Origin of the sequence: Candidatus Kapaibacterium thiocyanatum, assembly GCA_001899175.1 — a bacterium.
In the GTDB taxonomy this organism is placed as follows: domain Bacteria; phylum Bacteroidota; class Ignavibacteria; order Kapaibacteriales; family Kapaibacteriaceae; genus Kapaibacterium; species Kapaibacterium thiocyanatum.
In genome coordinates this window covers 1-14,736 of the sequence record MKVH01000019.1, presented here as the reverse complement: position 1 = coordinate 14,736, position 14,736 = coordinate 1, and the positions used below count along the sequence as shown (strand labels likewise).

General features: G+C 59.8%; 12 protein-coding genes. 9 read left to right on the top strand and 3 right to left on the bottom strand.

What is annotated here, in order from left to right:
- Window positions 1–3: 3 nt before the first annotated feature.
- The 4 genes from BGO89_03200 to BGO89_03185 all read left to right on the top strand — a co-directional run bounded on the left by BGO89_03200 (window position 4) and on the right by BGO89_03185 (window position 3,880).
- On the top strand, window positions 4–792 hold the full coding sequence (locus BGO89_03200; GenBank protein ID OJX58287.1) for a cobalamin-binding protein: 789 nt from the start codon (window positions 4–6) through the stop codon (window positions 790–792).
- The gene (locus tag BGO89_03195; GenBank protein OJX58250.1) at window positions 777–1,466 is read left to right on the top strand and encodes a thiamine diphosphokinase; all 690 of its coding nucleotides are present in this window, start codon (window positions 777–779) and stop codon (window positions 1,464–1,466) included. The genes BGO89_03200 and BGO89_03195 overlap by 16 nt, the downstream gene beginning before the upstream one ends.
- 69 nt (window positions 1,467–1,535) lie before the next feature.
- A complete protein-coding gene (locus BGO89_03190) occupies window positions 1,536–2,276 on the top strand; it encodes an esterase (GenBank protein OJX58249.1) in 741 nt (246 codons plus the stop codon).
- Between the two features lie 221 nt (window positions 2,277–2,497).
- Window positions 2,498–3,880, top strand: coding sequence for a tRNA (N6-isopentenyl adenosine(37)-C2)-methylthiotransferase MiaB (locus BGO89_03185; GenBank protein OJX58248.1), 1,383 nt, complete (start codon window positions 2,498–2,500; stop codon window positions 3,878–3,880).
- A gap of 171 nt (window positions 3,881–4,051) precedes the next feature.
- Here BGO89_03185 and BGO89_03180 read toward each other — a convergent pair whose 3' ends face one another.
- A complete protein-coding gene (locus BGO89_03180) occupies window positions 4,052–5,134 on the bottom strand; it encodes a hypothetical protein (protein ID OJX58247.1) in 1,083 nt (360 codons plus the stop codon).
- 73 nt (window positions 5,135–5,207) lie between these two features.
- Here BGO89_03180 and BGO89_03175 point away from each other — a divergent pair, with 73 nt between their 5' ends.
- The 5 genes from BGO89_03175 to BGO89_03155 are packed head-to-tail and all read left to right on the top strand — an operon-like array spanning window position 5,208 to window position 10,369.
- The gene (locus tag BGO89_03175) at window positions 5,208–5,618 is read left to right on the top strand and encodes a hypothetical protein (protein OJX58246.1); all 411 of its coding nucleotides are present in this window, start codon (window positions 5,208–5,210) and stop codon (window positions 5,616–5,618) included.
- A complete protein-coding gene (locus tag BGO89_03170) occupies window positions 5,615–7,141 on the top strand; it encodes a hypothetical protein (GenBank protein ID OJX58245.1) in 1,527 nt (508 codons plus the stop codon). Before BGO89_03175 ends, BGO89_03170 begins: the two co-directional genes overlap by 4 nt.
- A gap of 44 nt (window positions 7,142–7,185) precedes the next feature.
- Window positions 7,186–8,076, top strand: a complete 891-nt coding sequence (locus BGO89_03165; protein OJX58244.1) for a phosphoribosylaminoimidazolesuccinocarboxamide synthase — start codon at window positions 7,186–7,188, stop codon at window positions 8,074–8,076.
- A 30-nt stretch (window positions 8,077–8,106) separates the two neighbouring features.
- Window positions 8,107–9,393 (top strand): hypothetical protein, encoded by a 1,287-nt coding sequence (locus BGO89_03160; protein OJX58243.1) that lies wholly within the window; start codon window positions 8,107–8,109, stop codon window positions 9,391–9,393.
- Window positions 9,386–10,369 (top strand): 4-hydroxythreonine-4-phosphate dehydrogenase PdxA, encoded by a 984-nt coding sequence (locus tag BGO89_03155; protein ID OJX58242.1) that lies wholly within the window; start codon window positions 9,386–9,388, stop codon window positions 10,367–10,369. The genes BGO89_03160 and BGO89_03155 overlap by 8 nt, the downstream gene beginning before the upstream one ends.
- 59 nt (window positions 10,370–10,428) lie before the next feature.
- Here BGO89_03155 and BGO89_03150 read toward each other — a convergent pair whose 3' ends face one another.
- Together BGO89_03150 and BGO89_03145 are read right to left on the bottom strand one after the other, a co-directional pair.
- Window positions 10,429–12,396: a hypothetical protein gene (locus BGO89_03150; protein OJX58241.1), complete on the bottom strand. Its 1,968-nt coding sequence runs from the start codon at window positions 12,394–12,396 to the stop codon at window positions 10,429–10,431.
- A gap of 19 nt (window positions 12,397–12,415) precedes the next feature.
- Window positions 12,416–14,428 (bottom strand): hypothetical protein, encoded by a 2,013-nt coding sequence (locus tag BGO89_03145; protein ID OJX58240.1) that lies wholly within the window; start codon window positions 14,426–14,428, stop codon window positions 12,416–12,418.
- Window positions 14,429–14,736: the final 308 nt, after the last annotated feature.

Here is a 14,736-nt window from a genome sequence, read left to right as displayed (position 1 = left end):
ACCATGTTTCCGCGCCGCATCGTCTGTCTCACGGAAGAGACCGTCGAGACCCTGTATGCCCTGCATGCCGAAGATCTCATCGTCGGCATTTCGGGTTTCGTGGTGCGTCCCCCCCGCGCCCGCAAGGAGAAGCCCCTCGTCTCCACCTATCTCGATGCGCGATTCGACGAGATCATGGCGCTGGAACCGGACGTCGTGATCGCGTGGTCCGACCTCCAGGCCGACATGTGCGCCGAACTGATACGCCGGGGTGTGGAAGTCCTTTGCTTCAACCACCGTACCGTGGGCGGCATCCTCTCGATGATCGCCCGCCTGGGAGCGTTCGTCGGCATGGCGGATGCGGCTGAAGCCTATGCGGCCACGCTGAAGGAGCATGTGGACGCCGCCGCCGACCGCGGAAAACAACGTACGCGCCATCCGCGCGTCTACTTCGAGGAATGGTACGATCCGCTGATCACCGGCATCGCATGGGTGAGCGAGCTCATCGAACTCTGCGGTGGCATCGACGTCTTCGCCGAGAACAGGATCCACCAGGGAGCGAAGGAACGAATCCTTGCGGACCCGCTCGAACCGGTACGGCGTGATCCCGACATCATGATCGCTTCATGGTGCGGCAAGATGTTCAGACCGGAACGCGTGCGTGCACGGCCCGGCTGGGACGCTTTCCGCCCTGCCGTGAGCGGGCAGATGTACGACATCCACTCCGCCATCATCCTCCAGCCCGGCCCGGCCGTCCTGACGGATGGCATAGAGGCCATCGAACGTATCTACGACACATGGGAACGCACATGATGGACCATCCCATCCTATCGTTCGGCGATCTCAACTTCGACGCCGTCATCTGCCTCAACGGGGACATTCCCCCGCGGACCATCTTCGAACTGCTTGCCGACATTCCGCTGATCGCCGCCGACGGCACGGCTGCAGGCCTCGCTGCCATCGATGTCATTCCCGAGTTCACCGTCGGCGACCTCGACTCCCTCGATGCCGACACCATCAGGGCGATCGACGGATTGACGGAATTCATCGTCGAACCCGATCAGGATAGCAATGACTTCGAGAAGTGCCTCCGCTTCGCACAGACGCAGCTATGGTCGCGCATCCTCGTCACCGGCATGCATGGCGGGAATCTCGAACACACGCTCAACAACTGGAGCGTACTCATGCGATACGGCCGGACGATGTCGCTCTGCGCATATGAACGCGGACGCTATGCGATTCCGGTCTATACGTCCTTCCGGTTCATGGCGAAGCCGGACGAGCTGGTATCCCTCATCCCCCAACCGTCGTCGCACCTCACCACGAGCGGTCTCCTGTGGGAACTGACCGAAGAAAGCCTCGCATTGGGAGACAGGGAAGGGGCCCGCAACCGCACCGTCGCCGAGGCCGTCTCCATCACCGTACACGACGGTTCCCTCCTGTTCTTCTGCGACGAACGTCTTCCGTCGTCTCCTCTGTTCGAGTGATGTCTCTATCTTCGCCTGTCGACGTCCGGTTATTCCCAATGGCTTTCGAACGTTCTGCACGGAGCTGTCATGCATCGTACCATCACCACCTGGTGGAGCCCTAATCTCGGCAAGGACATGGAAATCGTGGCCTACGGCCACTATGGGCCGGCGCTACTGATGTTCCCAAGTGCGGCGGCCGACTTCCTGGAATATGAACGCTTCCATCTCATCGAAGCCATCCGGCCCTTCATCGAAGCGGGAAAGATCAAGGTCTATTCGATCAACAGCATCAACAGCGAAAGCTGGCTGAACGATCACATGCACGGACGTGAGAAGGTCGTGCGGCATCAGCACTACAACCAGTATGTCGTGGACGAGGTCGTTCCCTTCATCTATCGCGACTGCGATGGAGAAGTGCCCATCGTGACGTCAGGTGTGTCGCTGGGCGCCTTCCATGCAGCCAACACGTTCTTCCGCCGTCCGGACGTCTTCGACGGCGTCCTTGCCATGAGCGGCATCTACGACCTGAAGTCATACAGCAAGGGATACTTCGACGAAGACTGCTATTTCAACTCACCTGTCGACTACCTCCCCAATCTCCACGACGACTACTGGCTGAACATCCTGCGCTCGAAGCACCACATCTACTTCGTCTCCGGCCGTGGAGCATACGAAGATCCCCAGGCATCGCTCGATATCGGCCGCGTGCTGTCGATGAAGAGCATCCCTCACGAGATCGATCTCTGGGGATACGAATGGACGCATGACTGGCCGACGTGGCGGGCCATGCTCCCCCACTACCTCGGCTCGAAACTGCAAGGGTTGTAACGGTCGCTATCGACAGGGATATTCCATGTCGACCGTCACGGAACATCCCTGCCGATACATGGCATCGTTGTCCGCGCACCCTTTCACGCACGTGGACAGATATCGATGATCGATTCCGGCTCCGGATCGATGAAACCCCGCGGATCGCCCCACGATCAGACCCCGCCGACGGCGCTTTTTCGTTAAATTGGTATCCCTTTGCCTAGTCATGGACTTACAGCATGTCGACCACATTCGATCTTCCCGTACTGGACGACGTCCGCCTGCCTGCTTCCGATCCGAGCTCGTCGAACGGACGCAAGGTCTATGTGGAAACGTATGGATGCCAGATGAACGCCAGCGATTCCGAGATCGTAATGGGCGTGCTGCGTGGTAGTGGCTACGAGAACACGGACAAACCCGACGATGCCGACGTCATCCTGCTGAATACCTGTGCCATTCGCGACAATGCGGAACGCAAGATCCACGAGCGGCTCAACACGCTCAAATACTTCAAGAAGCAGAACAGGGAACTCGTCGTAGGGGTACTCGGCTGTATGGCGGAACGCCTGCGCGGCCAGTTGCTCGAAAAGGAACTGGTCGACATCGTGGTCGGACCCGATGAATATCGTCGCGTCCCTGAGCTCGTCGACACGGCATCATCCGGGAACAAGGGCATCGCCGTCAAGCTGTCGCGTGTGGAAACCTATGACGACGTCGTTCCCCTGCGCACCGAAGGCATCTCGGCATGGGTGAGCATCATGCGCGGATGCGACAAGTTCTGTACGTTTTGCGTCGTACCCTTCACGCGAGGCCGGGAACGTTCCCGCGCCCTCGCGAGTGTGGTGGACGAACTCCGGCAACTTGGGGACGATGGATTCAGGGAGGTGACGCTGCTCGGTCAGAACGTCAACTCCTACCGCGACGAGACCAGCGGTCATGACTTCGCCGACCTTCTTGCCGCATGCGCCCAGGCCGTGCCCGACGTGCGCATACGATATACGACATCGCATCCGCAGGACATGAGCGACAAGCTCATCGAGACGATGGCCGCTCACGACAACATCTGCAAGTACATCCATCTGCCGGTACAGAGCGGCTCGAATCGCGTTCTGGAGCTCATGAACAGAACGTATACGGTCGAACATTACATGGAGCGCATCCGCAAGATCAGGGAACTCATGCCCCACTGTGCACTGTCGACCGACATCATCGTCGGATTCTGCACCGAGACGGAAGATGATCATGAGCGCACCATGCAGTTGATGCGTGAGGTCGGTTACGACGGAGCCTACATGTTCGCCTACTCGCCGCGCGAGAACACGAAGGCATGGAAGATGGGCGACGACGTTCCGCACGACGTCAAGAATCGCCGTCTTACGGACATCATCGACCAGCAGAACCAGATCGCCCACGACATCAACCAGAGAGCGGCGGGAACGACCGTACGCGTCCTCGTCGAAGGCCCTTCGAAACGCGACGCAGCCGACTGGTGCGGGCGCACCGACACCAACAAGATGGTCGTCTTCCGTCACGAAGATCAACGGGGCTATATCATCGGCGATACCGTCGACGTCGTCATCGAACGTGGGAATGCGGCCACGTTGTTCGGCGTGCTGGCCTGATCATCGACACGTCCATCGGTATGGCCGCTCCACCATCGAGCGCAGTGCACCGCACCACATACATCCTGCATAGGTGAATCGGACTAGGCCATCGGTACCATCGACGGGAACCGTGCATGACGATGGTGCCTCTGTATCGGAACGAGAGGCATGGACCGCGGTGACGGCCTCCTACTTCCACCCCACTCCTATACCACTCCGTACGGCGACTCCGACGCCCCATCCGCCCGTCGTTCCCCATGCCGCCCAGAAGGCGGGAGAGACACCGGCGATCTCGACGATGCCCGGATAGACATTGAGGATGACACTCTGGCTTTCCTGACCACTTGCCGTCAGCGAAGCCATGAGCGAGTTGTTACGATCCCAGTATACTCCCCCGGTCGGCACGAGCTCGAGCGTCTTGAGATTGACGTTGGTGTCGAGATCGTAGAGGTACTTGCCCCGAAGTCCACCCGCAAGCGTGACGCTGTGTTCATCGTCGAATCGATAGGATGCTCCGCCCATGTTGCTCATCCCCATCAGATAGAAGGCACTCCATCGTTCGAGTCCGGGAATGTTCCACTTGAGCGCGTAGTACAGGCCATTACTGGAAAGCTCCCCCGCGGGGAAGGTCACGACAGGCAGGTTCGACCAGTCCGTCATATGCAGCGTTTCACTGAAGAAGCCCGCCACGTCGTCGTTGCTGAACAGCACGACGCCGAGCCAGTCAAAGACGAGAAGATCGGCCAGGAGATCGGTGTTGTAGCCGCGATGACGTCCATTCTCGACGGCCTCGTTCAGAACGTGATAGACGGCGATCGTACCGCCGGCCCAGATATCGGGCGCGGCCACGCCCTGATATTCGTACCATTCGCTGAGCATCCTGTACGTCATACCGCCGCCGATCAGGTGCAACTGATAGTTCGGCAGCCATTGCCCGCCTTCCTTCGTGAGGTTCAGCGGCAGCAGCTCGGTACTGATGAACTTCCACCAACCGTACTTCGAAATGGCTGGACCTGGTGCAAGCAGGTTGCGCCAGACACCCTCCAGACCCGGACCATAGGATATGTAGTCGAAACGGCGCTCCTGGCGATCGAGCTGGAGAATGTCGTGACTTCCGTTGATGATGACGTTCCATGGCGTGAACATGCTCATACTGCCGTAGTTCAGCGGTTTGTAGAAATAGGTCCGGGTGGAATCCTGGGCCATTCCGTTCGTGAACGATGCAAGACCGAGTACCGCTGCGAGTATGACGCGTCGCGCAAGAGGGATCATGGGCGCAAATCTATCGTTTCCCAACGTCGTATCTTGCCTGGCATCTTCCACCTACATCGACAGAACGAGGGCCATGGAAACCATCATTCTCGCTCACCAGCACATGCGATGGCTGGTCATCGGACTCGCCGTCATCACGACGATCAAGCTCGCCATCTCCCTCTTCTCTGGCAAGGGACTCGGAAAGGCCGATTCGATCCTGGTACGCATCTATGGTCTGGTCGTCACCATCCAGGTTCTCATCGGAATGACGCAGCTCGCCATGCGCTGGGGCGACTTCGGAGATGGCCTCCGCTATCGACTTGAGCACGCCTTCATGATGCTCGTCGCCATGAGCATGGTGCATATGACCGCCCGCTGGCGTCAGGCACCGCCCCAGATCGCCGTGCGCAATACGACGCTCATGGTGTTCGGCTCTCTCGTCCTGATCATCCTTGCCATCCTCATCCTGCCGCAAGGACGCTCTTCCCTTGGCCTTGAATGAGGGCGATACGCCACATATGGATCATCATCCTTTGCTGGTGCGTCACCGATCTTTCGGCGCGTGAAGAACCCGTACTGACATACACCGCCGCCCTGAGTGGCGGCATCGACACGGCTGCGATCGTCCATGTCGTGGAAGACAGGACATCCGACGTAGTCTACGTGGCAGGCACCTTCACCGGTCGCATTTCATGTGGTGCGCTGTCCCTCGACTCCCACGGGGGACGCGATGGCTTCATACTCGCCCTGACGCGCAAGCTCGCCCCCTTGTGGCTGCAGAACGTCGGAGGACCGGCCGAGGACTCCGTCACGGCACTCTCCGCTCTGCCCACGGGCGGGATTGCGATCGCCGCACTGTGCGGCAGCGGGAGCCAGGACATTCCGACCTATCGCGCAGGCAACGTGACGTTCTCCGGCCGAGGCAATGCCGACATCCTCATCGCGACCTTCCATCCCGACGGCACGCCGGGATGGGCGAGAAACGACGGAGCCGACCTTGTCGACATTCCGGAATCGATCGTCGTCGATGAAACCGGACGCATCATCGTCCTCGGCACCTTCACCACACGCACGAGATTGGGCACGTCCTTCTTCGACGTCGTCAACGGCTTCGTCACCCCCTTCCTCTATTCGCTGACTTCGGACGGCGCCGTAGAATGGATCAGCGTCGTGGACGAGGAAGCCGAAACACGTCCGTTGTTCAGACGGACCCCTTCGATCATGGCGGCGACGCTCGTGGGAGAGGATGGACCGTTCCTGCGCACGTACGATCCGACCGGCAACGTCATGGATTCCCGGCCGCTTCCCTTCTGCAACGGCCAGGTCGTGACCGGCACGATGATCGGCGACATCGCCTATCATGTGGCGACGGAGACGAAGACATGCAATCCGGGTGATGAACTGACGATCGCCTGGTACCGTACACCGCGGTCCGGGCAACAGTTCAACCGCATCAGGTATACATGCGGAGGACCGAATTCCCTGGCGACGACCATGACCCCACTGGACGACAGCACGCTTCTCGTGGGTGGACGCTTCGAACGATCGCTCCTGTTCGACACCATCAGCCGCCGGCCCGACCTCGTAGCGAAGGCAGCCACGCTGCGTAACGGCTTCGTGGCAGCCATCGACACGAACGGACGTCTGATATGGGGAAAGGTCCTTGGGTCGCCCATATGGTCCCAGGTCGCCGACGTTTCCCGCAGCAGGACGGGCTTCCTTCTGTCCGCCACGACGCGCTCCCCGGATACCGCTCTCATGATACAGCGTTATGCCTATCCCAGCACGAGCATCGAGGGAGAAGGACCTTCCGTCACCGCCACCGGCCGTGGACGCATCGTCCGTCCGGGCGACGCGTTGTCCCGGTCCGACGAACCGGATACCGGCGGCATTCTGCACGCCTCGGACGGCCGGATCATCCACCGATTCACGGACGGCACCGTTCCGCTCATGCCCGACGTCCCGCCAGGACTCTACCTGTTGAAAACCGACCGGGATATCCTGCCTCTTCTCTGCCTGCCCTAGCTGCGGGTTCCGTAGTTTTGTCCTTCCATTACTCTTCCGATTCCATGCCTGCAGTACACACCACGGCCATAGGCCGCTATCCGCTGTTCCGTCGCGGCAAGGTACGCGACGTCTATGATCTCGGCGACCGTCTCATGATGGTGGCGACGGACAGGATTTCCGCCTTCGACGTCGTGATGAACGAGACCATTCCGGACAAGGGTGCACTGCTGACGCAGATTTCCGCATGGTGGTTCGACACCCTCCGACACATCGTTCCCCACCATCTTCTTTCGACGGACGTCGATACCGTGGATGGACTCACGGATGACGAACGGATCATGCTCCGGGGGCGTACGATGATCGTCCGCAAGACCGCTCCGCTTCCCGTGGAATGCGTCGTGCGGGGATATCTCGCCGGATCGGGCTGGAAGGAATACCGTAACGATACCACCGTATGCGGCATACCGCTGCCCGGTGGCCTGCGCGAATCGTCGAAGCTGCCCACGCCGATCTTCACGCCTGCGACGAAGGCAGAGGAAGGTCATGACGAGAACATCGCCTTCGAACAGGCTTGCGATATCCTGGGCGAGGACATCGCCCGTCAGGTACGCGACATCAGCATCGCCCTGTACAACGCTGCAGCTACGGACGTCGCCGCCAAGGGCCTGATCCTGGCGGATACGAAGTTCGAATTCGGCCAGCTCGACGACGGCACCGTCATCCTCATCGACGAGGCACTGACGCCCGACTCGTCACGTTACTGGCTCGCAGCGGACTACGTACCTGGCGAGGCACAACACAACTTCGACAAACAGATCCTGCGCGATTGGCTGGAAACAACGGACTGGAACAAGCAGTATCCCCCGCCGACCGTGCCCGACGCCGTGGTGAGCGGAACTCGTGCCAAGTATATCGAGGCCTTCGAGCGCATCACCGGACGTCGCTGGGAATAACCCTTCCATTCCGATTCCGAAAAGACGACCATGTCGACCTTTCTTCTCGACGATGACGACGTCGCTCTGCAGCGGCGGATGAACGACCTTCTCGACTGGGGTCTTCTCCTCGCCGTCGCGGGCGTGCTCGCACTCGGCCTGATCTCCATTTATAGCGCCACGTACGATTCCGGAGCCAGCAGCTTCTTCCAGAAGCAGTTGATCTACGCCGGAGTCGGAGTCGTCGGTGCGCTCGTCGCCTTCTTCATTCCCGAGCGCTGGCTTCGTGAACTGGCCTACCCTGCCTATGGCGTAGGTATCCTGATGCTCGGGGCCGTTCTCGTCCCCGGTATCGGCAAGATCGTCAATGGTCAGCAGTGCTGGATCCAGATCGGCAGCTTCACCTTCCAGCCATCGGAGTTAGCCAAGCTCACGACGCTAATGGCTATCGCCAGATACATGACGGAGAAGGGTACGGACGTACGCACGATACGTGACCTGGCCATTCTCCTCGCCATGATCCTGCTTCCGGTAGGTCTCATCATGGGACAACCGGACACGGGTTCCGCGACGGTATTCCTGGCCATGTCGCTGGGAATCTACCTATGGGTCGGTGGCGATCTGTTCTTCCTCTACTGCGTCGGCATGCTGCCCTTCATCGGTGCATCGGCACTCTACGGAGTACTGTTCGACAACATGCTCTGGTTCGGCATCGTCGCTGCCGTCGTGACCCTGGGGGCCTTCCTGTTCCGCCGGAATCTCATCCTGACCATCGTCGCCGTCGCCGTCCTCATCGGCGTCGGCCTGGCAGTCGAACCCGTCTACGACAGGCTCCCCGCCTATCAGCAGGGTCGCCTCGTCACCCTCTTCGAACCCGAACGCAATCCGCGTGGTGACGGTTATCACGTCATCCAGTCCATCCTCGCCGTCGGCTCCGGTGGCGTGACGGGCAAGGGCTTCATGAAAGGGACGCAGACACAGTTGCGATACATTCCCGAGCAGTATACCGACTTCATCTTCAGCGTACCGACGGAAGAGTTCGGCTTCGTCGGAGGTGTCATCGTCATCGCCCTGCTGGTGGCCATCATCATCCGAAGCATCACGATCGCCAGTCTGGTGAGCACGAAGTTCGCCAGCGTCATCGCCATCGGATTCGGGACGATGTTGCTGTACCATACACTCGTCAACATCGGCATGGCCGTGGGCCTGTTCCCCGTCATGGGTATCCCTCTGCCCTTCCTCAGTTCGGGCGGGACCGCACTCATCATCAATCTGACGATCGTTGGCCTGCTGATGAATTTCTACAAGACGCGCCGGCGGCGCACCGGACGTGTCTGACGGGTCCCGCATCGTGATCTCGTGCGGAGATCTCAACGGCATCGGCCTCGAATGCTTCGTGGGAGCCGTACAAGGTATGGACGTCTCCGACCTCGTCCTCGTCGGCCCGGTCGACGGCATCGGTGCCAGCTGCGACGTCATGTCGCTACCGGCCAACGTCGACGACGGGCGCCTGCATGTCGATGGGCGGACGATCGGCATCCTGAACGTCGATGCACCGGTGACGATCACACCCGGCGCCATCGCAGCCGATACCGGCAAAGCGGCCCTGCTTGCCCTCGAAACGTCCATTCGTGAATGCATCGATGACCGTGCAGGAGCGATGGTCACGTTACCCGTAAGCAAGGAAGCCTGTACGCAGGCGGGATGGACCTTTCCCGGTCAGACGGAGATGCTGGCCGCACGCACGGGCGGCACACCGTTGATGGTCCTGTGTACACGCGACCTGCGGGTTGCCCTGGTGACCATCCACGAACCTCTGACGGCGGTAAGCTCCTTCATCACGCACGATAACGTCCACATGCGCATCGAAGCGCTGCATACATCGCTGACGACCGACTGGAATATCACCCATCCGAAGATCGCCGTGCTTGGTCTCAATCCTCATGCCGGAGAGCATGGCATGTTCGGCCGTGAAGAGCTCGACGTCATCGCACCGGCGATCGCTTCGGTACGACAACAAGGGATCGATGCCACAGGACCGTTCCCGGCCGATGGATTCTTCGCCTTCGGTGCCTATGCTTCCTATGACGGCATTCTTGCCATGTATCATGATCAGGGGCTGATCCCGCTCAAGCTTCTCGCACACGGCGGCGGCGTGAACATGACGGCCGGTCTGCCGATCATACGGACGTCTCCCGATCACGGCACGGGGTTCTCCCTGGCAGGAAAGGGCATGGCCGACCCTCTCAGCACGAAGGAAGCGATCCAGTTCGCACGGGATATCATACGGAACAGGGCCCTTTCACGGCCGTAGATCCGTTCGACATGGAGCTGCAACGCTACAGGAGCGCTCGTCCCCAGACCTCGAACGCATCATTTGCGCTTCGACTTCTTTACCGTCGGTGCAAGATCCAGTGCCGGATTGGCATCGAAGAAACCGGCAGGCAGCAGCTTGAATCCGACCGTCGTCGTCGGCATGATGGGCCACTCCTCGGGTCGTGCCACATGGGTGACACCCATCGTATACCACAACACGATGTCCTTGCGGTAGATGGATTCGTTATCACGCACGTAGGCAGGCAGTCCATCGCCGCCCGTCGATTGATTCGGATAGTCGCCTGCCGCATAGCGCTCAGCATCGTGTTGTCGTGTAACCCATACGTGATGCTCGATGAAGCCAGCCCGTTTCCTCACGGGATTGGCGGTCATCATGTAGGGCACGGCATTCGCTCCGGGAATCAGAAGGTAGGCAGTGGGAATACCGATGGCATTGACGCTGTCCGCGCTCGCGATCTTCCACACTCTTGCACGTGACGCATCCATCGAGCGGCGGGCCTCGCGCTCGTATCTGAAATCGTAGTCGTCCATCATCATGGCATTGCCGTGCGGATTCTCGTCACGCGCCGATGGCGCCCATACGTCGACTTCGGAGAAGACGTTCGACGTATCGTCGATATCGAGGTCCATCCTGAAGCTGAAGAAATGCTGATGCGTCGGAGCAAGAACGTTGGGAGCGACGAGATGGGCGAATTTCTGCTCGGCACTGTTACCGGAATAGACCGTATCCGTCGTGCCCTTCGCGAGCATGACACCCGTAAGCCCGACCTCGACACGGACACTGCCGTCGAGGCCGAACACGTACTGCAGCGCATAGTCGTAGTTACCGACCGTCGCGATATGCATGACGACGAGTTCACGACCGCGCCTGGCCTGGTTGGATCCGGTCAACGCATCGCGATGCTTCCACAGTATTCCTCCATCACGTTCGTAGATGCCTACGACGTCCGGAGTGGCATAGCCTTCTCCGTCCGACGTAACGAAGGCCGCGGGAAACAGTGCAGCATTTCCCGGGACTTCGGCACCGCGTTCCAGGGGGGACGAGAGCATACCCACACCGTACTCACCCACGTCGAACGCGTTCCGCCAGTACCATAGTGACGACGTATCGCCATACGGTACGACCATCTCGGACAGATATATCTGATGTGCGACACTCCTCGCCGTTCCATCGTGCAGCCAGCGGACGTCGTGCAATTCCAGCCCGGTTCTCGGATTCATCACGTAGCGGAATTTCCAGTTCTGCCATACGACCTCACCGTCGTTCACCGTGAACGGTATCGATGGCTGCGTGATGTCGAGGCGACCGAGCGTAGCGCGCTTCGATCCCCTACGCCGCTCGTCGGGTGTAGGCGTAGCGCGCGGAACGACCGTCAGCGGTCTGTCGACGAACTCGACGATACGACGATTCGTCATATCGACGAGAACGAGCACACCCTCGACGGGACGATCGTAGTCGTTCTGATCGCCGTTCTTCATGTAGCAGATCGCCCTGAAGAGTCGCTGCGGAAACGACGTCGTCGGTATTCCCGTTGCCCATGCATCGATGGCGACGGTGGAGGGATCCACGATACCGCGCCGTTTCATCGCCTCGTCGAAACGGGGACTTGCCCGTACGATGGCCGATACGCTGTCGTATTCATCCAGCATCACCATCGGCTGGACCTTCTCCACCATGCGGAACTCGGCGACGTCACGCGTGCGCAGGTCGACGTACACTTCATACGTCTGCCGCGGCCGCGGATCGTAGACGACGGCCACTACCAGTCGAGGCAGGGTCATTGCGTTCCTCGCAGCGATGAACGATCGCTTGTCCGGCGGCTGCACCGCGACGCTGACGAAGCGGGCGGTCATCGGGAAGCGACTGTCGCGGCGTACGATGGCACATACCGAGTCGACGTCGGCGACGGTAAGATTGGACAAGGGATGGCGAGACCCGACCTCACGTGCTGTGAAGCTGGAGGTCGTCATCACCACGAGCATGGCGATCAGAAGGCACTTCATGGCGGCGAAGATACGCCGTTTAGTGCCGTACGATCATCGGGACGAATCGTACGTCGCTTCCTGCGGCGATGGAGATGCTGTATGCACCGGACGGATAGGCCGTCGTGGCGATACGATGGACGTCCATCCCCGACACCGACATCCATTCGAAGGTATCGACGAGACGTCCGAACATATCCCGTACCTGCACCATCATATGGTGCCCTGCTTCTGCAGGAACGGTAAGGAACACTTCCTGATCCGCAGGTTGGGGAGCGCATATCGGCTGGGTAACGGACTTCTTCTCGGCAACGGAGACGGTGAGAGCGCTGCCGATGACGACCATCGAGCGCTTGCGTGGCAGATTCCCCGTGACGGAGACGGTGGCGATCTTCTCCTCACCGATCGATACGGGAATGAACTCCATGGCGATGTTGCCTTCCTGTCCCGGAGCCAGTACCGTGTGGAGATGCTCGTCATTGACGATGAATTCGGAAGCGCTTTCGCCTTCGATCAGGACGTCGTTGACGTCGACCGTCTTCTCACCACTGTTGATGAAGCGGATACTGAAGTTCGAGCGGGCACCTACCGCTCCCTCCACCCTGATGGTATCCTCTTTGTAGGTCACGTCAGGAAAGTCGGGATCGATGACGATGGTATAGGTTCGGTTGGAGTTGATGTTGTTCGGAGATACGGTAACCGTTGCCGTCCTCACGCCTTCACCTGTCGGAGTGCACTGGACGGGAAGGTAGTTGTGGCTGTTCTCCCGAAGCCAGAGTGATCCGTCGAAGATATAGACCATGGCATCCGATGCGTTCTCGCCTCCCGTCCACCAGTTGTTGATGGACAGCATCGCGTTGCCCGTATTCTCGAGACGGAGATGATGCAGGACGACATCGCCGACGTTCGCATAGACGGTGTCGGGTTGCAGCTGCTCTTCCAGCGTAGGTACGGCTTCCGCTGGAGCGTGGAGAAGTTCGTAGATACGATCGTCCTCTTCCGTCGGGAAGGGATATCGTCCGCGCCCGTCGCGATTGCTCGTACAGATGAAGATGCGCCCATCGGGCGTCGCGGCGAAGTCACGTATCCTTCCGACGGAGTGTGAGAAGTACTGGCGCTCGTTGGAGACGGTCGTGCCATCCTCACCGAGCTCGAAGGCCTGGATACGGGCACTCTTCAGCGAGCCGGCGAGGAGCTTGTTCTGCCATTCGGGGAAGCGTGTTCCGGTGTAGTATTCGAGCGCACCCATTCCGTAGGTGAACCCGACCGTCGAATAGACGGCTTCCGTGATGTTCTCCGCTTCGCAGATGGGTATCTCTTCCGGTTCGTCGCAGTAGCCCATCACGATGGGCCAGCCGTAGTTGGCGCCGGGCAGGATCAGGTTGATCTCGTCGTCGGTGGCGGGGCCGTGCTCCGCCGTATAGATGCGCCCGTCGGGAAGAACGACCAGGCCCTGGGGATTCCTGAAACCTCGTGCGTAGATCGCCGACCCCGGCACCGGATTGTCATCCGGAATGCTCCCGTCGAGATTGAGCCTCAGCACCTTTCCTCTCGGATCTTCGGTGTACTGGGCGACCATGTTCGACGTCGTCTCTCCCGTTGTGACGATCAGCTTGTGGTCCTTCGAGATCGCCAGACGTGATCCTGCATGGAAGATGGCAGGTGTATCCCAGGCCATGAATTCCTGTGGATCGACGAGCTGGTCGCCATCGTAGGTATAGCGTACGATCTTCTGCTGGAGTTGACCGTCACCATGATCCGTCCAGGACAGGTAGACATATGGGCTATCCGCGAAGGACGGGTGGAGGGCCATGCCCAGGAGACCGGATTCCTCCTTGTTGACGACGCGGTCGGAGATATCGAGAATGCGCGTGTAGGTGCCATTGTCGGGATCGATGCGGCAGACGTAGCCGGCTCGTTCCGTGCACCAGAGTTGACCGTCGGGTCCGGGTGTCATTTCCCAGGGTGAGTCGAGCCCCGTGGTCACGGTTCTCATGGCGTAGTAGTAGTCATTCTTCTTCTGTGCTGTGGCCGAGGTATGGGCGAAGCCCATTGAAAGTGCCAGGGCCAGGACAGCGGCGCACGTATGCTTGACCAACATTCGACCTTTCATGACGGGTGACAGACGCGGGATCGGGTGGTCCGATGCGGTAATATGGCCATTACGATGGCATAATGCAAGCTCGGGGGCGGATCGTCGGTTGGACCAATCGTCTGCGTGAGTTGTCGGTGTGGTGTGTCGTGGTGGTGTTGTCGGCGTGTTGCTGTTGTTGGTGGTGGTGGAGTGAGGAGAGGGGTAGGATGGCACAAAGCAGAGAAGCCCCGCTATCGTTGGATAGGGGGCTTCTGTGACAGATAACC

What these genes read in the sequence shown, in the direction of transcription:
- BGO89_03195 (OJX58250.1), top strand. Translation starts at nt 777, where the DNA reads ATGGGAACGCACATGATGGACCATCCCATCCTATCGTTCGGCGATCTC.
- BGO89_03165 (OJX58244.1), top strand. Translation starts at nt 7,186, where the DNA reads ATGCCTGCAGTACACACCACGGCCATAGGCCGCTATCCGCTGTTCCGT.
- BGO89_03175 (OJX58246.1), top strand. Translation starts at nt 5,208, where the DNA reads ATGGAAACCATCATTCTCGCTCACCAGCACATGCGATGGCTGGTCATC.
- BGO89_03190 (OJX58249.1), top strand. Translation starts at nt 1,536, where the DNA reads ATGCATCGTACCATCACCACCTGGTGGAGCCCTAATCTCGGCAAGGAC.
- BGO89_03185 (OJX58248.1), top strand. Translation starts at nt 2,498, where the DNA reads ATGTCGACCACATTCGATCTTCCCGTACTGGACGACGTCCGCCTGCCT.
- BGO89_03170 (OJX58245.1), top strand. Translation starts at nt 5,615, where the DNA reads ATGAGGGCGATACGCCACATATGGATCATCATCCTTTGCTGGTGCGTC.
- BGO89_03200 (OJX58287.1), top strand. Translation starts at nt 4, where the DNA reads ATGTTTCCGCGCCGCATCGTCTGTCTCACGGAAGAGACCGTCGAGACC.
- BGO89_03145 (OJX58240.1), bottom strand. Translation starts at nt 14,428, where the DNA reads ATGGGCTTCGCCCATACCTCGGCCACAGCACAGAAGAAGAATGACTAC.
- BGO89_03150 (OJX58241.1), bottom strand. Translation starts at nt 12,396, where the DNA reads ATGAAGTGCCTTCTGATCGCCATGCTCGTGGTGATGACGACCTCCAGC.
- BGO89_03180 (OJX58247.1), bottom strand. Translation starts at nt 5,134, where the DNA reads ATGATCCCTCTTGCGCGACGCGTCATACTCGCAGCGGTACTCGGTCTT.
- BGO89_03160 (OJX58243.1), top strand. Translation starts at nt 8,107, where the DNA reads ATGTCGACCTTTCTTCTCGACGATGACGACGTCGCTCTGCAGCGGCGG.